Genomic DNA, 20,408 nt, shown 5'->3' on the forward strand with positions numbered 1-20,408 from the left:
GTCTCCCTACCAGCTACCCGAAGCGCCACCGCCACCCGATGAGCCGCCTCCGCCGGAGAAACCACCGCCTCCGCCACCGGACGACCAGCCACCGCCGCCCCAGCTTCCACCACTCCTGCCGCCAGAGCTGCCGCCGCGATTGTTGTAATCCACGACCATGCCGAGCCACTGATATTTGCCCGGCCCGATCTTGCGCCCGAAAACCGGCGTCAGGATCGCCATGCCGAAACCACCGAAGAAGATCAGGCACCAGAAGGTGATGAAGACGACAAAGACCCAATCAATATCATCCGAGCTTGACTGCACATTGCGCTTGGCCCGCGCTTCAAGCTCGGCCGCATCGCCGGAGAGCACAGACAGAATGCCGTCCACGCCCTGCACGATACCGTTCGAGTAATTGCCGTTGCGAAATTCGGGAATGATGGTGCCATTGATGATGACGCTTGAAAGCGCATCGGTCATGACGCCTTCGAGACCATAGCCGACCTCGATCCGCACCTTGCGGTCATTGGGTGCAACAACCAGCAATATCCCGTTGTTTTCCTGTTTCTGTCCCAGCGCCCAGGCACGGAACAAACGGTTGGAATAGGTTTCGATGTCTTCACCATTAAGGCTCGGGACTGTCACCACGACCACCTGATCCGACGACCTCGCTTCGAAATCGGCGAGCTTCTGGGTCAGTTGCTGGCGCTGAGCCGGATCGATGATCCCCGCCGCATCCACCACGCGGCCAGTCAAGACCTGTGCGGGTTTCGACGCATCCTGTGCAAGGGCGGCCGTGTGCAGTGTCAGTGCCGCAGCAACCAGCAGGAGAGCGAGCGCAAGCCGATAAAGCGGCCATCGAAAGCCGCTAAAATCACGCGGGAGTGCTGCGTTCGCCCCAAAACGCTTCATGAAACGCGCCGTCAGTTAAAGTTTACTTTTGGCGCGGACTGACTGGCTGCATCGGCGCTGAAGCTTTGCATAGGCTGCGCATCGCGATACCAGATCCACGTCCAGATCATTGTCGGCATGGTCCGCAACGACGTATTGTAGACGCGAACCGCCTCGATATAGTCGCGGCGGGCGACAGCGATGCGGTTTTCAGTGCCTTCAAGCTGTGACTGCAATGCAAGGAAGTTCTGGTTGGCCTTCAGGTCCGGATAACGCTCGACAACCACCATCAGGCGCGACAGAGCGCTCGTCAAATTGGCCTGGTTATCCTGAAATTGCTTGAAGAGCTCTGGATTGTTAAGCGTTTCCGGCGTGATCTGCACTTGTGTCGCCTTGGCGCGCGCCTCAATCACAGCCTGCAGGGTTTCCTGTTCGTGGGCAGCGTAACCCTTCACGGTCTCAACCAGATTGGGTACGAGGTCGGCGCGGCGCTGGTACTGGTTCTGCACCTCGCCCCAAGCGGCTTTCGCCTTTTCCTCATTGGTCGGGATCGTGTTGAAACCGCATGCCGACAGCAGCGGAACCAAAACAGCCAGACCAAGGGCGATGAGAATTCGGCGGCCAGAGGCAGCGAGAGAGAAAGAAGTGGCGACAGTCGCAGCCGACATGGACTTCTCCTGAAAAGAGCGCTTTGCCAAGCGCCGGGGAAACAAATTCGTCACCCGCATATGCATGTTTACGCAATTGCGAGTCGACAAATCAACAAGATAAGCGATTTTGGCGGCGCGTCCAGCCCATTCAAAATGACTGGTTAAAAAGAAAAAGCGGCGAATTGCTCCGCCGCTTTCTCAAAATGCAGAATTGCAAAAGATTATTCGCTTGCAGCTTCTTCAGCCGGAGCAGCAGCGGCTGCAGCAGCTTCAGCGGCCTTTGCAGCGGCTTCTTCTTCAGCCTGCTTGGCCATGGCCAGACGTTCCTGAGCCTTCTTGCCCGGCTCACCCTTCGTCGGGTTGCTGCGGGCCGGACGCTTTGCAAGGCCAGCCTGATCGAGGAAGCGCAGAACGCGATCGGTCGGCTGTGCGCCCTGTGCAATCCAATGCTGGATGCGATCGGCGTCGAGCTTCACGCGTTCAGCGTCCTTGGCCAGCATCGGGTTCCATGCGCCAACGGTTTCGATGAAGCGGCCGTCACGTGGGCTGCGAACGTCGGCAACAACGATGTGGTAGTAAGGACGCTTCTTGGAGCCAGCGCGGGCCAGACGAATCTTCAGAGACATTTTTTCTTTCCTTTAGACAATTGCTTCGCCCGAGGGATGGCCGGGGCAAAACGGGTTAGACCGTCGATACGGTTGTTAGTTTCCGCCGTGGTTTGCGGCGGCATGCTCATGATGCCGAATGACTTCCTTCACGATGAAGTTCAGGAATTTTTCGGCGAAATCGGGATCGAGATGGGAATCGACTGCAAGGGCGCGCAGACGTTCCACCTGACGCTTTTCGCGAGCCGGGTCGGCAGGCGCCAGACCGCGCTCGGCCTTCAGCACACCGACAGCCTTGGTGCAGCGAAAACGTTCTGCCAGCATATGGATCAGCGCTGCATCGATATTGTCGATGGAGGCGCGCAGTGCCAGAAGTTCAGCCGGTACAGTGTTCTGTTCGTCGCTCATGATGTTCACTTCTTCTTCGGAAGACCGGGAAGGCCGCCACCAAGACCCGGAAGCTTGGGGCCACCCAAGCCCGGAAGACCTCCTCCGGGAAGGCCCGGCAAGCCGCCGCCGGGAAGGCCCTTGGTGAGGCCCGCAGCTTCCGCCTGCTTGGCCAGCGCTTCAAGTTGCTTGGGGTCCATCTTGGAGAGATCGGGCATGCCACCCATACCGCCCCCAAGGCCACCCAGCCCCATCTTGTTGGCAAGTCCGCCCATCATCTGCTTCATCATGCCGCCTTTGCCCTTGCCCATGACTTTCATCATGTCGGCCATCTGGCGATGCATCTTGAGAAGCTTGTTGATGTCAGCAGCAGTCGTACCGGAACCTTTGGCAATGCGCTGCTTGCGGCTGTGCTTGAGAATATCGGGATTGGCACGCTCGGCCTTGGTCATCGAGCCAATGATTGCAAGCTGGCGGTCGAACACCTTGTCATCAAGACCAGCTGCTGCTGCCTTGTCCTTCATTCCACCCATGCCGGGCATCATACCCATGATGCTGCCCATGCCGCCAAGCTTTTTCATTTGGCCCAACTGATCGGCAAGATCATTGAGATCGAACTTGCCCGATTGCATCTTTTTGGCCATCGCCGCGGCTTTTTCCGCATCGATATTTTCAGCGGCTTTTTCCACGAGCGAAACAATGTCGCCCATACCAAGAATACGGTCCGCAATGCGCTTCGGATAGAATTCCTCGAGCGCATCCATCTTTTCGCCGGTCGCGATCAGCTTGATCGGCTTGCCGGTGATGGCGCGCATCGAAAGCGCTGCGCCGCCGCGGCCATCGCCATCCATACGGGTCAGGACAATACCGGTGATGCCGACACGATCATCGAAATTGCGCGCCAGATTGACAGCATCCTGACCGGTCAGGCTGTCAGCCACGAGCAGGATTTCATGCGGATTGGCAGCCTTGCGGATATCCGCCATCTCCACCATCAGCGGCTCGTCAATATGCGTACGGCCTGCTGTATCGAGAATGACGACATCGTGCGCACCAAGCTTTGCAGCCTGTACAGCGCGCTTGGCGATTTCCACCGGCGACTGACCGGCAATGATCGGCAGGGTATCGACGCCGGTCTGGATGCCAAGCTGGCGGAGCTGTTCCTGTGCGGCAGGACGGCGCGTATCAAGCGACGCCATCAGCACCTTCTTGCGCTGACGCTCGGTCAGGCGCTTGGCAATCTTGCCGGTGGTCGTCGTCTTACCCGACCCCTGCAAACCAACCATCATGACGACGACAGGTGCCGGCGCGTTCAGGTCAATCGCAACGCCTTCAGTGCCGAGCATCTCGACAAGCTCGTCATGGACGATCTTGACGACCATCTGACCGGGCTTGATGCTTTTCAGGATTTCTGCACCGACCGCTTTTTCACGCACCTTGTCGGTGAAGGAGCGAACCACTTCCAGCGAGACGTCGGCTTCGATCAGCGCGCGGCGCACTTCGCGCAGCGCCGCGGTCACGTCGGCTTCGGAAAGAGCGCCGCGTCCGGTGAGGCCGTTCAGGATGGAGCCAAGACGCTCCTGAAGTGATTCAAACATCGAGTTATCCTTATATCCGGGAATAGGCGGGAGGCTTCATCCGGGATAGATCGTCCCGCTTATCTGCCAGTTCAAGAAGCAACCAAAGCGATACAGCACCCGAGGGCGCATCGCGCTGTCGGATGTGGACCTCCGGGATCGCTTTATACCATTATGGGTCCCGGTCGGTGGCTCGCGTTCTGAAGATCGCGGATAGATTGGGCTTCGCTTTAAGGCGGTCGGCCCGCAATGTCAAGCAAAAGGCCTGAAAATCACCGAAACCGGCCCGGTTCATGCGCAGGGCCGGTTTCGCAATTGTTGCCGTTTTACTGTGCCGCCACACCGGCTAACGGATCACCGATGCCGAGCACATAAAGACCAATCATCAGCAGGGTTCCCGCCAGCACCACATAATAGATCGTGGGAATGACGGTCATGCGAAGGGTTGTGCCTTCACGTCCCAGCAAGCCGACTGTAGCCGAGGCAGCAACCACGTTGTGGATCGCGATCATGTTGCCTGCCGCAGCACCCACCGACTGACCGGCAACCATCAACGCACCGGAAACGCCAAGCCCTTCCGCCACGCCATACTGGAACTGGCTGAGCATGAGGTTCGACACGGTGTTGGACCCGGCGAGAAACGCCCCCAGCGCACCAACAGACGGCGCAAAGAACGGATAGACATTTCCAACTTCCACAGCCACCCAATCGGCAACCATCAGCGGCATGCTGACCAGATCCTTACCATTGACGCCGGAATTGATCATGACGCGCACCATTGGCACGGTGAACAGAAGCACGAAGCCCGCACCCGCCAGCGTCTTGGTGCTTTCGCCGAAAGCCTTGCCGAATTGCCCGCCATTCATGCGATGCATGAAGAAAGTAATCAGGCAGACGATGACCAGGAGACCGCCCGGCAGGAAAAGCGGCGTGAAATCGCCACCAATCCCGGTTTCGCCCATGATGTCCTTGGCAACAAAAGTGACCGATTTCAGCGCACTACCCACGGACGGGACTGTACGGCTGACGACCAGGAATATTGCCAGAAGAATGTACGGCGTCCACGCCAGTGCGAGCGGGATTTTCTTCGACGTCAGTTCATCAAGCTTGATCTGAACGCTGCCGACCCATCCCGCTGGCCATTCTGAGGCAGGAGCAAAATCCCATTTTTCCTTCGGCATCAGAAAACCGGCGCGCGCCGCAAATGTCGCCAACGTAAGCCCAACGAGGCCGCCAATCATGGACGGAAATTCGGCGCCGAGGAAAACCGCGCTCAGCACATAGGGAATAGTGAACGAGAAGGCCGCAAACAGCGCAAAGGGAAAAATGGCAAGACCTTCGGTCCAGGAGCGATTGCGCCCGAAGAAACGGGTCATGATGACGACCAGGAACAAAGGCATGAACGTGCCACAGAGCCCGTGCAGGATAGCCACTTCCGATGTGATGATATGGAAGAACTGTTCCCAGCTCGACCCGACACCCTGCAATTGCGCCGTCAGCACTTCGCGATTGAGACCCGACTGGACGCCGACGATAAGCGGCGTACCGACAGCACCGAACGATACCGGCGTGGACTGGATGATCAGTCCGAAAGTAACAGCGGCAAGGGCCGGAAATCCGACAGCCACCATCAGCGGCGCAACGACGGCGGCAGGCGTGCCGAAACCCGATGCGCCTTCGATGAACGAACCGAACAGCCAGGCAATCAGAAACACCTGAATGCGGCGGTCCGGGCTGATCTGGGCAAAGCCGGAGCGGATCGCAGAAATGCCGCCCGAATATTTCAGCGTGTTGAGAAGCAGAATCGCCCCGAAAATAATCCAGAGCAGACCCGCCGTCTGGATCAGCCCCTGAATGGTCGAGGCAATGACGCGGTTTCCGCTCATGCCCCAGATCGCCATGGCGATCACCACGGTCAGCACGTAGGTCACCGGCATCGCAATGCGAGCCTGAATGCGAAATCCAACCAGCATGACGCCGGCTACGAGAATTGGCAGAAATGCAAATAGCGCAAGAAACCCGTTCGACATGTGGCGTCCTCCCCGTCAATGTCACGAACTTTCAGATTCAACTATGCGGCAGGTGGTAAATATATTTTACCAGCTCGGCTATAAGCAATAGGTATGAAAGCCACCGCTTCCAAGCGAAAAAATGCCATTCGCATCGCCGTTGATGCCAACAAAAGCTTGCTGTTTCTGTATAGAAATGCTTGTAGACTCGGCATTTTGCACCTGCCTCTGCACGCTTTGCCGTTGCCGCATGACATTTGGCATAAGGAATGGCAAATTCGCGTTGAGGTCGAATCAACTCCAAAGGAGAAACGAATGGCATTGGTTGCCAAGGGCCGGTCTTGGACGGCAGCAGCAGTTCTTGCAATGGGCATGATGACGGGAACAGGCATTGCCGAGGCAGCCCAGTGCGGCAATAATGCCGCCGGTTATAATGCCTGGCTCCAGCAGACCCTGAAGGAAGCGCCATCGCGCGGCGTTGGCAGAGCAGGCATCAATGCGCTTGCCAACACCAAATATGCGCAGGCTACCATCAATGCCGACCGCAATCAGAAGAGTTTCAAGCTCTCCTTCGAAGATTTCATGAAGAAGCGCGGAGCGGAAACGATCATCAAGCGCGGTCGCGCACATAAACAGCAGAACGCTGCTCTTTTTGCGGCGATCGAAAAGCGCTACGGCGTTCCAGCCGGCCCACTGATCGCGATCTGGGGCATGGAAACCGGATTTGGGTCCCATCTTGGCAAGCAGCACACGCTGTCGGCTGTTGCAACGCTGGCTTATGACTGCCGCCGTTCCGAGTACTTCACCGGCCAGCTTTATGCGGCCCTCAAGCTTGTCGATCAGGGTGATCTCAGCCCGCAGGCTGTCGGCGCGATGCACGGTGAAGTCGGCCAAACCCAGTTCATGCCGGCAAACGTCCTGAAGTATGGTGTCAGCGGTTCGGGCGGCGCCCATTTCGACCTGCGCAACAAGGCGGACGCGCTCTATTCGACCGCGAACTTCCTCGTCGGCCATGGTTGGAAGCGCGGCGCAGGCTATCAGCCGGGCGAACCGAACTACGGCGCGATCCAGGGCTGGAATGCTGCACAGGTCTACCAGCGCGCCATTGCCGTGATGGGCAAAGCCATCGACGGTAAGTAGGAATCAAGGCTGAAACCGTAATTTCGCTTTGAAATTGTCACGGAAAAGCCTCAGGATTCATAGAATAGCCCCAAAATTTGGGGCTATTTTTGTATGTTTTGTCGCGAATTTTGGCGTTTTGGAACCAAAAACGTCAAATTCAGCCGCCCAGAATATGACAAAACGGCCCCTCTCGATCTGAGAGGAGCCGTTTCAGGTAACCTTTTTCTGAGAGCTGGATCAGGCCGGGTCTGGCCGCTTGAAATCGCCCGTCTGTTGATCCATCACCCACAGCTCGCCGGTCGAAATATCGAACCAAGCGCCATGCAGGGTGAGCTTGCCCTTCTTCTCCAGAATATCGACGCAGGGAAAAGTGCGCAGATTGTTGAGGGAGTAGCGGATCGAGATACGCTCGAGCGCAGTTTGACGCTCGCTTTGGGTCATGAGCTGGTTGCCGCTGATGGATTCAGCAGCAGGGGCGATCAGGCTCATCCACTTACCGATGAAATCCCCCGGCGAAAGCGGTGCGCTTTCGGTGTCGAGTGCGGCCTTGATGCCGCCACAACGGCCATGGCCCATAACGACGATGTTCTTCACCTTGAGGCTTTGGACCGCAAACTCCAGTGCGGCCGAAGCCGCATGATATTCGCCGTCGGGCTCATAGGGTGGAATGAGGTTGGCGACGTTGCGCAGGACGAAGATTTCGCCAGGTGCCGTATTGAAGATGGTTTCGGGAGCCGCTCGCGAATCACAACAAGCGACAACCAGGGTTTCCGGCGATTGCCCTTTATCCGCCAAATGGCGATAACGTGAGGTTTCGTGGGCAAAATGCTCGCGCATGAAGGTCCGATAACCGGCGAGAAGTGTGTCTGGAAGATCAACCATATTTTCCCAATATCCCTATCGAAAACCGAGATCAATCAAAATGCATCAAAGGAGCTGCGTCCAATTGGACGCACGATCCCTTTCGCTTTCTTGCAAGCTTCTCAAGCCCATATCGCAATGAGATGAACGAAGACGTCGCTGCTGCGTTGGTGCTGAAATTCAAAACAGAGGCACAAGCCAAATTTGTCAAGCGCGCAATCCCTTGGTTGGATGCATCAGGCGCCGCGTCTGCACCATGGCCATCGGCGTGGCGAGGCTTGAAGCATCGGCCTCGAGCATCAGCTCGTCCGCTCCGCGCTTTGCCGAACGCGCCATGATCTCGAACACTGCCGCAGTTGTGCTTTGCAGCATCTTTTCCTCCGCCATACCGGACAGGCGTCGCGCCAGAAACACGGCGGAGGTTAGATCGCCGAGACCATTGGTCGGCCCATCGACACGGCGATGTTCGGCCATCAGCGCCATGGTTGGCGTGAGCAGAATATTGCCAATGCTGCCACTCATCAGAGGAAAGGCTGAAGTGACCAACATGGTTGCCGGACCGGCATCCAACGCCGCTTCCATCAGGGCGGTATTGTCTTCCAGCGGAACGCCGGTCAGCCATGAAAGCTCGAAACGATTTGGCGTCGCTATATCGGCGAGCGGCAGAAGCTTGTCACGAATACCCATGGCAGTCGCTTCAGGCACATAGAGCCCCTTCTCATCACCGATGACCGGATCGCACAGGTAGACGGCCTCCGGGTTTTTCGCCTTCACGGCTTTGACCAGCTCGGCAACGGCTGCTGCCTGCTCTGGATGGCCGAGATAGCCGGTCAGGACAGCCCCCACTTCACCAAGCCAGGGTGCGCGCTGAAGATCCTGCATCAGGCGTGCAAACTCTTCCGCCGGCGGCACGATGCGTCCAGCAGGCCCATGGCCTGGATGCCATGGCAGCACCACGGTCGGCACGGCCCAGACGGGGAAACCCAGCGTTTCCAATGCGAAAACGGCGGCTCTATTGCCAACCGATCCACGCACGACATGGCTTGAGATGACAATAACGGTTGTCGCATCCGAAGGCGCAGAAGGCGTCATTGGGTACCTAGCTTTGCATGAGATAGAAAATGAGCCAGACGATGATCGCCAGCGTGATGAGGAAGCCGAGCCCGCGCCCGACACGCGTGGCCCAAAGCTCAATGGGATCATGTTCGGGCGCGTCGGTTGCCGCCAGATGGCGCGCGGTGCGGGAAAACCCACGCCGCACGATGCCTTCGGCACCAGTCTGCTCGCGTTCGAGCCGGTCGAGAATACGCCGGGCCTCTTCCTGACGTTCGCGTCCCGGCCCGCCGCCTTCCCCTATCCCCGCCTGCTGGCGCTCGCCCATGCTCTGCCTGCCCTTATCTGAATTTCCAGGCACAGCATCACGTCCAAAGGGGCATTCTGCAAGCAGAATATTGCGGGTTCAGGCGAGCTTTATGATGAGTTTTCCGAAATTGCCGCCTTCCAACAAGGAAATGAATGCTTTCGGCGCATTCTCCAGCCCATCGACAATATCTTCGCGATAACGCACTTGACCATCGGCAATCCACTTCACCATGTCATGGTAAAAGGCTGGCCTCTGATCAGCGAAATCGCGCTGGATAAAGCCGCGAATGGTCAGGCTTTTTGACAAAATATCCCGCATCACCAGCGGCAGGCGATCTGGTCCATCGAATGCCCCACTCTGATTATATTGCGCGATCAGGCCGCAGACTGGCATGCGCGCAAATTGGTTCAGCAGCGGAAACACCGCATCGAAGACCTTGCCGCCAACATTTTCAAAGTAAACGTCAATGCCCTTCGGGCAAGCGTCAGCCAGTTCCTGCGCGAAATTGTGGCTGCGATGATCAATCGCCGCGTCAAAGCCGAAATCATCAATCAGCGCCCTGCATTTATCCGGTCCGCCAGCAATACCAACGGCGCGGGCGCCCTTCATCCGGGCAATCTGCCCGACAGCAGAACCGACCGGGCCGGTTGCGGCGGCAACCACGACAGTCTCGCCCGGTTTCGGCTGGCCGATGGTCAGCAGGCCGGAATAGGCGGTAAAGCCCGGCATGCCGAGAACGCCAAGCGCTGTCGTTACAGGGGCTTCCTTCGGGTCGAGCTTGCGCAAGGACGAAGCATCGGCGACCGCATAATCCTGCCAGCCCGAATGGGAAAGCACGAAATCGCCCGGAGCAAAGCCCGCACTCCTGCTCTCAACGACTTCGCCGACCGTGCCGCCCTCCATCACATCGCCGATGGCCACCGGCGCGGCATAGGATTTGGCCGCACTCATCCGGCCGCGCATATAGGGATCGAGCGACAGATAGCGCACTCTCAGCAGAACCTCGCCGTCACCGGGGCTCGGGATTGCTGTTTCCTCCAGCCGGAAGTTTTCTGCGGTGGGCCGACCTTCCGGTCGCGATGCCAGCACGATGCGGCGGTTGATCTTTTCGCTCATGAACGGAACTCCTGACAGTATGATCGGACTTCGAGCTTTGTTTATTTAGGGCGAGGACCGGAAAAGTTGAGCTTTTGCAATCGGGATCAAGTTATATATCGACAGCAGGCACCTGGCGTGAAACGCTGTTCCAAAGCCGGTGATTTTGCGCAACGCACAACCCTTTTTGCAATTCGTTCCAGCCTTGAGAAAATCGGCATGAATCAGGACAAACTATTTCTATTGAAACCGGGTTTTCAAGATCCGGCTTATCCAGGCCAGCTTTTCTATTGCTGGCATTGCGCTCTCATTGAGGGTGTTCTGGCTTCTTTTCCGGCACTGGGAGACAGGCTTGATATAGAGCGCATCGACTGGCCGCGCCCGCGCAAGACCGTCATAGAGCTGGCAGGTGAAGACAACCAGAACCTGCCCTTGCTGATTTTGAAGGACGGCGACCGCTCCCCCTTCGAGACGGGCATGCATGACGGTCGTTCGCTGATCGACGACCCGCACAAGATATTGGCCGCCCTTGCAGAGCGACACAGATTTCCGCAGCCACATCCATAACACAAAAACCCCGCCACAAGGGCGGGGCTTTGCTTGGGGGGCCGTATGGGTGCCTGTCACCTCATCCCGGGGAGACGCCCTGAGCATGTCGAAGGGCGCCGTCTCGATGGACTAGGTGATAAGCGCCATGTTTACTTCATCGTCGGGATAACGAATTCCGCGCCATCCTTGACGCCAGACGGCCAGCGCGAAGTGACGGTCTTGGTCTTGGTATAGAAGCGGAATGCATCCGGGCCATGCTGGTTGAGATCGCCGAAGCCGGAAGCCTTCCAGCCGCCGAAGGTGTAATAGGCGATCGGAACCGGGATCGGCACGTTGATGCCGACCATGCCGACCTGTACGCGGCTGGCGAAATCGCGGGCCGCATCGCCGTCGCGGGTGAAGATCGCAACGCCGTTGCCATATTCATGATCGTTCGGCAGAGCCAGCGCTTCCTCGTAGTTCTTGGCACGCACGACCGAGAGAACCGGACCGAAGATTTCTTCCTTATAGATCCGCATGTCAGGCGTCACATGGTCGAACAGGCAGCCGCCCATATAGAAACCGTCTTCGTAGCCCTGCATCTTGAAGTTACGGCCATCGACGACCAGCTTCGCGCCTTCTTCGACACCCAGATCAACATAGCCACGCACGCGGTCGAGCGCTGCCTTGGTGACCAGCGGACCGTAATCAGCGGAATTGTCGGTGGAGGTGCCGATCTTCAGCGCTTCGACGCGCGGAATGAGCTTTTCCATCAGGCGGTTGGCGGTGTCTTCACCGACCGGGACGGCAACCGAAATCGCCATGCAGCGTTCGCCAGCCGAACCATAGCCCGCGCCGATCAGCGCATCGACGGTCTGGTCCATGTCGGCATCCGGCATGATGAGAAGATGGTTCTTCGCACCGCCGAAGCACTGCACGCGCTTGCCGTTCGAGCAGCCGCGGCCATAAATGTACTGCGCAATCGGCGTGGAGCCGACAAAGCCGATGGCCTGGACGTCTGGATCGTCGAGCAATGCATCGACCGATTCCTTGTCGCCGTTGACGACGTTGAAGATGCCTGCCGGAAGACCGGCTTCCATGAACAGTTCGGCAAGGCGCATCGGCACACCCGGATCGCGTTCGGATGGCTTCAGCACGAAGGCGTTGCCGCATGCAATCGCGGGGCCAGCCTTCCAGAGTGGGATCATGGCCGGGAAGTTGAATGGCGTGATGCCAGCAACGACGCCGAGCGGCTGGCGCATGGAATAGGTATCGATGCCCGTACCGGCATTGTCGGTGAACTCACCTTTCAGCATATGCGCCGCACCGAGGCAGACTTCCACCACTTCAAGACCGCGCTGGATGTCGCCCTTGGCGTCGGCAATGGTCTTGCCGTGTTCGCGGGCCAGCAACTCGGCCAGGCTGTCATATTCGGCTTCGACCAGTTCGATGAACTTACGCAGGATGCGAACGCGGCGCTGCGGATTGGTCGCCGCCCAAGCTGGCTGTGCCGCCTTGGCGTTTTCGACCGCCGCGCGCACTTCTTCCTTGGTGGCAAGCGCCACCTTGCCCTGCACCGAACCGTCGAGCGGCTGGAAGACGTCCGCCGTGCGGCCGCTCTTGCCTGCCACATGCTTGCCGCCGATGAAATGTCCGATATTGCGCATCGAAGAACCTCCCTGATGGTCGCTTTGAGGAGCCACACGACTCCCATCGTTGACGCCATCTTGACTCTGCAAATTCGTGATTGCAAGACATGGAAAAGCGTATCCGTTGTGCGTTTTTTGTAGTACGGATGAAACCATGAACTGGGATGATATTCGCATTTTTCTGGCTGTTGCTCGTTCCGGCCAGATTCTGGGCGCAGCCAAGAGGCTTGGCCTTAACCACACCACCGTCGCACGGCGGCTGACCGCGCTTGAAACCGCGCTCTCCACCACACTTTTGACGCGCCGCACCAACGGCTCGACTCTGACGCAGGCAGGCGAGGAATTTCTGCTTGCCGCCGAACGCATGGAAGCCGAAATGCTTTCCGCCCGCTCGCATGTGGGCAATGCCGATATTGCCGTTTCCGGCACGGTACGCATCGGCGCGCCAGACGGGTTCGGGGTCAATTTCCTGGCGCCCCGTCTGGCGCGGCTGACACAGAAATACCCGGACCTGACAATTCAGCTTGTGCCCGTGCCACGCTCCTTTTCGCTGTCACGACGCGAGGCCGACATCGCCATTACGGTCGAACGCCCGGAACAAGGCAGGCTGATCGCGCGAAGGCTCGTCGATTACACGCTCGGTCTCTATGCGCATCGCAGCTATCTGGAGGCAAACGGCACGCCGGAAAATGCCGAGGATCTCGTCCGGCACCGGCTCATCGGCTATGTGGAAGATCTCGTCATCAATCCATCGCTGGCCTATGCGCCGGAAATCAGCCGCGACTGGAAGCCGGCTTTTGAAGTGTCCAGCGCGCTTGGGCAGGTCGAGGCCGTACGAGCTGGTGCGGGCATCGGCATTCTTCACGCCTTCATCGCCCGGGCTGATCCCGATCTCGTGCCCATTCTGCCGGACCGGGTGATCCGTCGCGCCTACTGGCTTGCCTATCACGAATCCGCCCGCACACTGCGGCGCGTCACCGCCATATCGGCCCTGATTTCCGAACTGGTGGAAAGCGAAAAGTCGCTGTTCAGCTAAATCAATTGAGCCGCATATAGGCGATCATAACGCCGACGATCATCGCAGCCGGAACGAACAAGGCGTCGAGCCCGATGAAATAGTGACCAAGACCGCCACCGACCGCGCCCAGCATCAGGGACAGCCAGACCGCCACATGCTGCAGCCATCGCCATTTCGGCGTTTCACCGCGCAGTGAACAGGCGAGATCGGCGGCGGCGTTGAAGAGCGTACCGGTCACATAGGTCACGCCGAGACGCGCCGCGCCTATGGGCTGCACCGCTGCGTTCTGCGCGCCCATGGCTGCGGCAAGCAGCAATACCGGCTGGACCAGCAATGCACCCTCGCGCCGCAGCACACCGACCAGCAACAGGATCGCCACCACACTCGCCATTACATAGAGGCTGCCCCAGCGCCCGTAAGCACGCACCACCAGCGTGCCGAAGAAGGCGCCAGAGAAGAACAGCACGATCAGGACAGCGGGAAACCAGACCAGCACCTCGCCCTGCACACCGGGCTGCCCCGCCAGCGCCACACCGAGCTGCGTGGTGTTGCCGCTCATGAATGATGCGAAAAAACCGCCCAGTTGCAGGAAAGCAATCGCATCAACGAAACCAGCCGATGCCGTGAGAACCAGACCGAGCGAAAGTTTGGAATTCGGTGTCATGGGATTGAACTTCAAAATCAAGAAACCCGGCTTTCGGGAAGCCGGGCCTGTTCAGAAGAATATTTACAAGTCAGGCGCGTTTAACGATGCGCAGGATTATCAGGAGGATGGCCGCGCCGATGAAGGCATTGACGATCGAGGCGACAATGCCTCCGCCGACGGAGAATCCAAGACGCGGCAGCAGCCACCCTGCAAAGAATGCGCCAATCACGCCAACGATGATGTTGCCGATCAGGCCGAAACCGCCGCCCTGCACAACCTTGCCCGCCAGCCAGCCGGCGATAAGACCCACAAAAAGAAATACGAGAAGACTTCCAACATCCATGCGTTTTTCTCCCTCTCACAACGCAACCGGTTGGTGCGCCTGCAGCGAGTTGACTATATGTTGGGCGGCGGCACAAGGGGGCGCGGACGCATCCCCCTGTTAAATCAGGCCGCTAGATGCCGGAAAACCGCAACGACTTCCTCGTAGACCTTGCGCTTGAACGGCACGATCAGCCCGGGCAGATCGGCCATCGGCTTCCATTCCCAGCGGTCGAATTCGGCTGTATGGCCGCCGGGGGGCGGGTTGATGGCGATTTCGCTCTCATCACCCTCGAAGCGATAGGCAAACCACTTCTGCGTCTGGCCGCGATACTTACCCTTGAGCGCCTGGCCGACCAGATGCGGCGGCAGGTCGTAATTGATCCAGTCTGACGCTTCTTCGAGCAGCGATACCGACTTCATGCCGGTTTCCTCGTAAAGTTCGCGGATCGCGGCCTCGACCGGCTCCTCGCCCTTGTCGATACCGCCCTGCGGCATCTGCCAGAGCTGGGTCGCGCCGTCCATCTCGTCGCCGGGGATGACAATACGGCGGCCAGCCCAGACCAGACCGGCCCCGTTCAGCACCATCAGCCCGACGCAGGGACGATAAGGCAGGCTTTCAGGATCGACAGGGCCTTTATGTTTCGACATGACATTCTCCATGATATGTTATTGCCGTTCAGGATCGCGGACCAGCGCCGACACCGGCACTATTTCGATGCCGCGCTTCTTGACCTCATTTGACCATTCCGCAACTGCATCGACAGTCACCGCGAAGGCCGAGCCGGTGCCGATGGCGCTACCATTGGCGCGCGCGGTTCGTTCCAGCTCGTCAAGGCGATTGAGGATCGCGCCGCGCTCCTGCTCCGCATCGATCAGAATATCCGCTGCCGCAAAAGGCACCGCTTCACTTCCGGCGATCCTGTCGGCCTGGCTGCGCGCCGAAGTTCCGTCGTCAAGATAATAGAGGCCGCGCTTTCCGATCTCGCCAAGAACCGGCGAAAAGACTTCCGTTTCGGATGTAAAACGCGCGCCCATGTAATTCATCACACCGGCATAATTGGTCATCCGCGACAGGGCCCACAGCAAGGAAGCCTGATTTTTCTTAGGCCCATCATCCACCGTCAGCGTATTGCGACCGGGGTTGACGCGCGGATAGTCAAAAGGCTCCATCGGCAATTGCAGCACAAGTTCATGACCGTTTTGCCGGGCTGCCTGCATCCAGCGCTGCAAACTGTTGCCCTGTGGTGCAAATCCGAGTGTGATTTCCGGCGGCAGCTTCTCGACCGCCTCCATGCTGCCGGTCTGTGACAGTCCGAGACCGCCAATGACCAGGGCCACCCGTGCGCCGCGCGCGCCAGACCATCCGGCCGCGTAAGCATCCATCGGACGCAGGCCGTCCGTCCCACGCACCGGAAGCGGACCGGCGGGGCTTTGCTCGACCAGCGCCTGTTCCGGCAGATGGGCAACGCGCTTATCCTGTCCGGGTTGATGCGTGTTCTGTATCACCACCACATTGCCTTCCGCCATACCGGCAGAGACATGTGGCATGTCCGGCGTGACCTTGATGATGGCAGGTCCCGAGCGAGTGCTTGTCCCGCGCAGTGCGCTGCCGGGCGGCGGCGTGTTACCGGTGGTGGGTTTCACTTCGGTCCCGGCGGCTGGCGCATCGGCTTGCGCCGGTTGCATAGCGGCGGTTTCCGTTTTGCGAAAAGCCGCCAAGTTGCTCTGCCAGATGGCAAACACCGCGCCCCCGGCAAGGCAAAGCCCGCCAAGAATGGCAAGGCCAACCATGGAAGAACGAAAAGCGCGGGAGCTTACGCTCCCGCGCTTTTGCGGTTTCTTGTCCAGTCCTAGCGGGCTGTTCAGATCCAGCATTGAGCGATCAGTTCAATACGCCCTTCTTCGGATCCGGCGGGAATGCGGCATTCGCCACTTCGCCACGCAGGAGCTTGAAGGCTTCGTTGAGCTGGATATCCTCCTTCGGATCAGCCGGGACATAAGCCGACGAACCGGAGCCGTTGTCATCTTCGGCAGTGCCCTTGATGTGACCCTTGAGTTCAGATTCGCCACGAACGACGTCTTCACCCTTCAGGTCCGGCGGCAAAGGCTGATCAACCTTGATGTCAGGCGTGATACCCTTGCCCTGGATCGACTTGCCGGACGGCGTGTAATAAAGCGCCGTCGTCAGGCGCAGAGAGCCGTTTTCGCCAAGCGGAATGATCGTCTGTACCGAGCCCTTGCCGAAGGACTGTGTACCGAGCACGGTGGCGCGGCGATGATCCTGAAGCGCACCGGCAACGATTTCCGAGGCGCTGGCCGAGCCGCCGTTGATAAGAACGATAACCGGCTTACCGTTTGTCAGATCGCCCTTGCGCGCATCGAAGCGGGTCACATCCTGCGGATCGCGGCCACGGGTCGAGACAACTTCACCCTTGTCGAGGAAGGCGTCGGAAACGGCCACAGCCTGATCGAGCAGACCGCCCGGATTGAGGCGGAGATCCAGCACATAGCCCTTGAGTTTATCGGCGGGAATCTTGTCCTGAATATCCTTGATCGCCTTCTTCAAGTCTTCCGACGTCTGTTCGGTGAAGGAGATGACGCGCAGATAACCGACATCGTTCTCGGCGCGATAGCGAACGGCCTTCACCTTGATGACGGCGCGAGCGATCTTAAGCGTGATCGGCTTGTCGACACCCTGACGCTGGATGGTCAGCTCGATCGACGAACCGATTTCACCGCGCATCTTGTCAACCGCATCGGTCAGCGAAAGCCCGCGGACTTCCTGCCCGTCAATCTTGGTGATGAGATCGCCTGCCAGCACGCCGGCCTTGGAAGCGGGCGTATCGTCAATCGGCGCAATTACCTTCACCAGATCGTTGTCCATCGTCACTTCAATGCCGAGACCGCCGAACTCACCCTTGGTCTGCACGCGCATGTCCTGTGCGGCTTCCGGGTTGAGATAGGAAGAATGGGGATCGAGCGAGGTCAACATGCCGTTGATCGCGCTTTCGACGAGCTTCTTGTCGTCCGGCGGCGTCACATATTGCGCGCGCACCCGTTCAAAAATATCACCGAAAAGGGCCAGTTCCTTGTAGACATCGCTATCTTTCCCTGCCGCAAAAGCGGTGGAAGCCGGCGCACCCTGGACCATCACCATGGCTGACGCCCCCAGAAGGGCCCCGGCGAACAGCAGCGATAGTTTACGTATCATTTTCACGTCCTTCCAGAAAGCCGTTCGGCCCACCAAGGGGCGGGATCGACGGGTTTTCCATCCTTTCGAAATTCAATGTAAAGCAATGGCGCACCATTGCCCACCTCTATCGGTGCAACACTTGCCAGAAGTTTTTCTCCCATTGCACCGACCGGCTCTCCTGCAAGTACAAACTGGCCTTGTGATACGTCGATTCGACCCATGCCAGCCATGACGACATGATATCCATTGCCCGCATCGAGTATCAAGAGCTGACCGTAGGAGCGGAATGTGCCCGCATAAAGTATCACGCCATCGGAAGGTGACGTAATCGTGGCAGAAGGCAAGGTTTCGACCACCTGCCCCATCATGGAGCCACCAACGCCGTCCTTCTCGCCAAAGCGGCGCACCGTCTTGCCAGCCGCAGGCAGCACGAGCTTGCCCCGCAAGGATGCAAAATCGATCTGGGCCCGCAGATGATTGTCGCCGGGCATCGCTTCTCCGGCCCTTTCCCTCGCGGCAGCAAGTCGCTCCGCCTCTGCCTTGCGGGCCGCTTCGGCGGCGTCGCGTACACCCGTCATCTGCTTGTCGAGCCCGTCGATAAGGTCTTTCAGGCTACCCGCCTTGGCTGCCAGTTCCTCCGAACGCTTGCGCTGCGCCTCGATTTCCTGTTCCGATTGCGCCTGCAATTTCTTCTTCTCCTCAAGAAGAAGTGATTGCCGTTTCTGTTCTTCGGCCTGAACCGTGCGCGCTGTCTTCAGCTTTTCCTGCTCTTGCCGGATGGAGGCCGTCACCCGCTGCATATCTTTCAGATCACCGGTCAGCTCTTCCACCTGCTCGCGCATTTCGGGCACGACAGCCCCCAGAAGAACTGCGCTGCGCACCGAAGCAAGTGCATCGTCGGGCCGCACCAGTATGGCAGGCGGCGGGTTCAGCCCCATGCGCTGCAAGGCGGCCAGCACTTCCGCCAAAACACCACGTCGTGCGCGAAGCGACGAGCGAATGCCGTCTTCCTGCTCGCGCAGCGCAATCAGTTTGTCGGCAATGTCTGCAATATCCTGCTGCAACTTCTTGTCGGTCTTGGCCGACTGGATCAGTGCTGCGGTGATGGTGGTCTGATCTTTCTTGAGCGCGGCCACCTCGTCCTCAAGCTGCTTCAGCGTGTCGCCGGTGACGGTTAGCTCGCTGCTAAGCTTTTCATACTCGCTTGCCGCCTGATCGCGCTGCTGCTGGAGGGCATCCTGCGCGAAGACCGGCTGCACACAACAAAGCGCGCCAACAAGGGCAAGCCCTGCCAAAAGAGGGCCAGCCTGCACGCATGCAGGCAGTCGTGATCTTTTAAAAAGGCATACAGGGTACATGCGTGTTCTATCAGGACGAAACAAGGCCAAATTCAGAGCCGAAACTAGCCCGAACCCGTTAACGAAGCATCAACCATAAACCCGCCAACTGCAATGCCGAACCCGGTGCTTCCCTCTCGATGAATGCACACCAAATTAGAAAGTGCAGCCAATAAGCCCCTGCGGCCCCTTCTTAGGATTCGATCAAACCGAGCTCGGCTTTTCTACGCCGCATCATTTCACGCATCGATGTGGTGCGAAGCACTGCTTTTTCATCGATCGTTTCGGTCTTTCTCCAGATGCCGTGGTTCTGTCGGAAATAGTCAATCACCAACAGGTCGGCGTGCACGCGATCCTGCCCGTCCTCAACATGGTTCAGAAGTGCACTCACCCCGCTTCCCTTACCTTCGGCGCGGCGGCAATTCTGGCCGATCACCCAGATCGGAACGCCGCATCTTTCAAGATGGCCGGAAATCCAGGGGTCATCAACGGTCCACATAATGTCGGGAATATCGTAGAACAGCTCATCGAACCACTCCGGACGAACGAGGACACCGGCAAAGCCGGAAATCTGGTCAGCATAGCCGGGCATGCTTCGGTCCGGCTTGTACAGAAACAGGGAAGCAATACGCTTCATTCTGTATTTATAGTCCTTGGGCTTCCAGCGGCTGCGCGGAAGCCGGTCGGCGGGACGGCCCGCATCGGCAATATCAGGAAATGTTTCTCCAACCTCTATGATGCAATGGCCCGGCTTGCGCGCAGCTTCAGCCTTGAACCGCTGATGCCAGTTGGCGTCATAAATCTTGTCGTCGTCGCAGAACAGAATATCCACGTCCCGCCCCTTGAGATCACGGGCGGCTGGCAGAACCTTGGTGGCAGGTCCGAGATCTTCCATGCAGCGGACGATTGTTATGCCATCTGGTACTTCGGGCAAGCGTCCATCCCAATCAGGAAACCGCCTGTACTTGTGGGGAATATAAAGGCGGATTTCCTCGGCTTTCAGCTTTTGCGACAGAAGCGACAAAAGCGTTGGCTTCAAAAGACTAAAACGCGGCGGAATGGTCGACAGCGTTATAATGGTAGGTCTGCTCAATTCCGGCCCCAAGCACTTCAGTTAGTTCTTATAAAATAATGCATTATGCCCAATGAAATGCATTTCCTGCCGGGAGCA

The 20,408-nt window shown here is 58.4% G+C and carries 21 protein-coding genes; 3 read left to right on the forward strand and 18 right to left on the reverse strand.

The features are described from left to right. Window positions 1–6: 6 nt before the first annotated feature. From FJQ48_RS03700 to FJQ48_RS03725, 6 genes are all read right to left on the reverse strand, one after another. Window positions 7–894 carry a YgcG family protein gene (locus FJQ48_RS03700; protein ID WP_139973849.1) on the reverse strand — a complete coding sequence of 296 codons (888 nt, stop codon included), beginning with the start codon at window positions 892–894 and terminating at the stop codon, window positions 7–9. An 11-nt stretch (window positions 895–905) separates the two neighbouring features. Then, window positions 906–1,541, reverse strand: coding sequence for a LemA family protein (locus tag FJQ48_RS03705; protein ID WP_139973850.1), 636 nt, complete (start codon window positions 1,539–1,541; stop codon window positions 906–908). 203 nt (window positions 1,542–1,744) lie between these two features. Next, window positions 1,745–2,149 (reverse strand): 30S ribosomal protein S16, encoded by a 405-nt coding sequence (gene rpsP / locus FJQ48_RS03710; protein WP_139973851.1) that lies wholly within the window; start codon window positions 2,147–2,149, stop codon window positions 1,745–1,747. A gap of 75 nt (window positions 2,150–2,224) precedes the next feature. Continuing rightward, a complete protein-coding gene (locus tag FJQ48_RS03715) occupies window positions 2,225–2,536 on the reverse strand; it encodes a chorismate mutase (protein ID WP_139973852.1) in 312 nt (103 codons plus the stop codon). Between the two features lie 5 nt (window positions 2,537–2,541). Then, window positions 2,542–4,113 (reverse strand): signal recognition particle protein, encoded by a 1,572-nt coding sequence (gene ffh / locus FJQ48_RS03720; protein WP_139973853.1) that lies wholly within the window; start codon window positions 4,111–4,113, stop codon window positions 2,542–2,544. A 305-nt stretch (window positions 4,114–4,418) separates the two neighbouring features. Then, a complete protein-coding gene (locus FJQ48_RS03725; RefSeq protein ID WP_139973854.1) occupies window positions 4,419–6,122 on the reverse strand; it encodes an L-lactate permease in 1,704 nt (567 codons plus the stop codon). Between the two features lie 294 nt (window positions 6,123–6,416). On the opposite strand from FJQ48_RS03725, the gene FJQ48_RS03730 reads away from it, so the two are divergent. Continuing rightward, the gene (locus tag FJQ48_RS03730; RefSeq protein WP_139973855.1) at window positions 6,417–7,241 is read left to right on the forward strand and encodes a lytic murein transglycosylase; all 825 of its coding nucleotides are present in this window, start codon (window positions 6,417–6,419) and stop codon (window positions 7,239–7,241) included. Between the two features lie 219 nt (window positions 7,242–7,460). Here FJQ48_RS03730 and FJQ48_RS03735 read toward each other — a convergent pair whose 3' ends face one another. From FJQ48_RS03735 to FJQ48_RS03750, 4 genes are all read right to left on the reverse strand, one after another. Beyond that, window positions 7,461–8,105, reverse strand: a complete 645-nt coding sequence (locus FJQ48_RS03735) for a carbonic anhydrase (RefSeq protein WP_139973856.1) — start codon at window positions 8,103–8,105, stop codon at window positions 7,461–7,463. A gap of 186 nt (window positions 8,106–8,291) precedes the next feature. Then, window positions 8,292–9,176: a pyridoxal kinase PdxY gene (pdxY, locus tag FJQ48_RS03740; protein ID WP_139973857.1), complete on the reverse strand. Its 885-nt coding sequence runs from the start codon at window positions 9,174–9,176 to the stop codon at window positions 8,292–8,294. Between the two features lie 7 nt (window positions 9,177–9,183). Then, on the reverse strand, window positions 9,184–9,465 hold the full coding sequence (locus tag FJQ48_RS03745; RefSeq protein ID WP_139973896.1) for a hypothetical protein: 282 nt from the start codon (window positions 9,463–9,465) through the stop codon (window positions 9,184–9,186). A 78-nt stretch (window positions 9,466–9,543) separates the two neighbouring features. Continuing rightward, window positions 9,544–10,563, reverse strand: coding sequence for an NADP-dependent oxidoreductase (locus FJQ48_RS03750; protein ID WP_139973858.1), 1,020 nt, complete (start codon window positions 10,561–10,563; stop codon window positions 9,544–9,546). Window positions 10,564–10,761: 198 nt separating this feature from the next. Between FJQ48_RS03750 and FJQ48_RS03755 the strand changes: the two genes are divergently transcribed. Further along, window positions 10,762–11,109 carry a DUF3088 domain-containing protein gene (locus FJQ48_RS03755; RefSeq protein WP_139973897.1) on the forward strand — a complete coding sequence of 116 codons (348 nt, stop codon included), beginning with the start codon at window positions 10,762–10,764 and terminating at the stop codon, window positions 11,107–11,109. 131 nt (window positions 11,110–11,240) lie between these two features. Here FJQ48_RS03755 and FJQ48_RS03760 read toward each other — a convergent pair whose 3' ends face one another. Next, window positions 11,241–12,737, reverse strand: a complete 1,497-nt coding sequence (locus tag FJQ48_RS03760) for a CoA-acylating methylmalonate-semialdehyde dehydrogenase (protein WP_139973859.1) — start codon at window positions 12,735–12,737, stop codon at window positions 11,241–11,243. A 136-nt stretch (window positions 12,738–12,873) separates the two neighbouring features. Between FJQ48_RS03760 and FJQ48_RS03765 the strand changes: the two genes are divergently transcribed. Continuing rightward, window positions 12,874–13,755 carry a LysR family transcriptional regulator gene (locus FJQ48_RS03765; protein ID WP_139973860.1) on the forward strand — a complete coding sequence of 294 codons (882 nt, stop codon included), beginning with the start codon at window positions 12,874–12,876 and terminating at the stop codon, window positions 13,753–13,755. A 1-nt stretch (window position 13,756) separates the two neighbouring features. On the opposite strand, the gene FJQ48_RS03770 is transcribed toward FJQ48_RS03765, so the two are convergent. The 7 genes from FJQ48_RS03770 to FJQ48_RS03800 all read right to left on the reverse strand — a co-directional run bounded on the left by FJQ48_RS03770 (window position 13,757) and on the right by FJQ48_RS03800 (window position 20,330). After that, window positions 13,757–14,401, reverse strand: a complete 645-nt coding sequence (locus FJQ48_RS03770) for a YoaK family protein (RefSeq protein ID WP_139973861.1) — start codon at window positions 14,399–14,401, stop codon at window positions 13,757–13,759. A gap of 70 nt (window positions 14,402–14,471) precedes the next feature. Next, a complete protein-coding gene (locus tag FJQ48_RS03775) occupies window positions 14,472–14,726 on the reverse strand; it encodes a GlsB/YeaQ/YmgE family stress response membrane protein (protein ID WP_104757418.1) in 255 nt (84 codons plus the stop codon). Between the two features lie 104 nt (window positions 14,727–14,830). Further along, window positions 14,831–15,355, reverse strand: a complete 525-nt coding sequence (locus FJQ48_RS03780) for an RNA pyrophosphohydrolase (RefSeq protein WP_139973862.1) — start codon at window positions 15,353–15,355, stop codon at window positions 14,831–14,833. A gap of 18 nt (window positions 15,356–15,373) precedes the next feature. Continuing rightward, entirely contained in the window at window positions 15,374–16,582 is a 1,209-nt protein-coding gene (locus FJQ48_RS03785) for a divergent polysaccharide deacetylase family protein (RefSeq protein WP_139973863.1), read from the reverse strand. A 7-nt stretch (window positions 16,583–16,589) separates the two neighbouring features. Then, the gene (locus tag FJQ48_RS03790; RefSeq protein WP_139973864.1) at window positions 16,590–17,918 is read right to left on the reverse strand and encodes a S41 family peptidase; all 1,329 of its coding nucleotides are present in this window, start codon (window positions 17,916–17,918) and stop codon (window positions 16,590–16,592) included. 2 nt (window positions 17,919–17,920) lie between these two features. Next, entirely contained in the window at window positions 17,921–19,258 is a 1,338-nt protein-coding gene (locus tag FJQ48_RS03795) for a murein hydrolase activator EnvC (protein ID WP_139973865.1), read from the reverse strand. 172 nt (window positions 19,259–19,430) lie between these two features. Further along, window positions 19,431–20,330, reverse strand: a complete 900-nt coding sequence (locus FJQ48_RS03800) for a glycosyltransferase family 2 protein (protein ID WP_139973866.1) — start codon at window positions 20,328–20,330, stop codon at window positions 19,431–19,433. Window positions 20,331–20,408 lie beyond the last annotated feature (78 nt).

Origin of the sequence: Ochrobactrum sp. CGA5, from assembly GCF_006345815.1 — a bacterium.
GTDB lineage: Bacteria > Pseudomonadota > Alphaproteobacteria > Rhizobiales > Rhizobiaceae > Brucella.

Coding starts and splice junctions, on each gene's coding strand:
- FJQ48_RS03795 (WP_139973865.1), bottom strand. CDS start 19,258: ATGTACCCTGTATGCCTTTTTAAAAGATCACGACTGCCTGCATGCGTG.
- FJQ48_RS03735 (WP_139973856.1), bottom strand. CDS start 8,105: ATGGTTGATCTTCCAGACACACTTCTCGCCGGTTATCGGACCTTCATG.
- FJQ48_RS03715 (WP_139973852.1), bottom strand. CDS start 2,536: ATGAGCGACGAACAGAACACTGTACCGGCTGAACTTCTGGCACTGCGC.
- FJQ48_RS03760 (WP_139973859.1), bottom strand. CDS start 12,737: ATGCGCAATATCGGACATTTCATCGGCGGCAAGCATGTGGCAGGCAAG.
- FJQ48_RS03790 (WP_139973864.1), bottom strand. CDS start 17,918: ATGATACGTAAACTATCGCTGCTGTTCGCCGGGGCCCTTCTGGGGGCG.
- FJQ48_RS03765 (WP_139973860.1), top strand. CDS start 12,874: ATGAACTGGGATGATATTCGCATTTTTCTGGCTGTTGCTCGTTCCGGC.
- FJQ48_RS03755 (WP_139973897.1), top strand. CDS start 10,762: ATGAATCAGGACAAACTATTTCTATTGAAACCGGGTTTTCAAGATCCG.
- FJQ48_RS03730 (WP_139973855.1), top strand. CDS start 6,417: ATGGCATTGGTTGCCAAGGGCCGGTCTTGGACGGCAGCAGCAGTTCTT.
- FJQ48_RS03725 (WP_139973854.1), bottom strand. CDS start 6,122: ATGTCGAACGGGTTTCTTGCGCTATTTGCATTTCTGCCAATTCTCGTA.
- ffh (WP_139973853.1), bottom strand. CDS start 4,113: ATGTTTGAATCACTTCAGGAGCGTCTTGGCTCCATCCTGAACGGCCTC.
- FJQ48_RS03775 (WP_104757418.1), bottom strand. CDS start 14,726: ATGGATGTTGGAAGTCTTCTCGTATTTCTTTTTGTGGGTCTTATCGCC.
- pdxY (WP_139973857.1), bottom strand. CDS start 9,176: ATGACGCCTTCTGCGCCTTCGGATGCGACAACCGTTATTGTCATCTCA.
- FJQ48_RS03785 (WP_139973863.1), bottom strand. CDS start 16,582: ATGCTGGATCTGAACAGCCCGCTAGGACTGGACAAGAAACCGCAAAAG.
- FJQ48_RS03705 (WP_139973850.1), bottom strand. CDS start 1,541: ATGTCGGCTGCGACTGTCGCCACTTCTTTCTCTCTCGCTGCCTCTGGC.
- FJQ48_RS03770 (WP_139973861.1), bottom strand. CDS start 14,401: ATGACACCGAATTCCAAACTTTCGCTCGGTCTGGTTCTCACGGCATCG.
- FJQ48_RS03745 (WP_139973896.1), bottom strand. CDS start 9,465: ATGGGCGAGCGCCAGCAGGCGGGGATAGGGGAAGGCGGCGGGCCGGGA.
- rpsP (WP_139973851.1), bottom strand. CDS start 2,149: ATGTCTCTGAAGATTCGTCTGGCCCGCGCTGGCTCCAAGAAGCGTCCT.
- FJQ48_RS03700 (WP_139973849.1), bottom strand. CDS start 894: ATGAAGCGTTTTGGGGCGAACGCAGCACTCCCGCGTGATTTTAGCGGC.
- FJQ48_RS03780 (WP_139973862.1), bottom strand. CDS start 15,355: ATGTCGAAACATAAAGGCCCTGTCGATCCTGAAAGCCTGCCTTATCGT.
- FJQ48_RS03750 (WP_139973858.1), bottom strand. CDS start 10,563: ATGAGCGAAAAGATCAACCGCCGCATCGTGCTGGCATCGCGACCGGAA.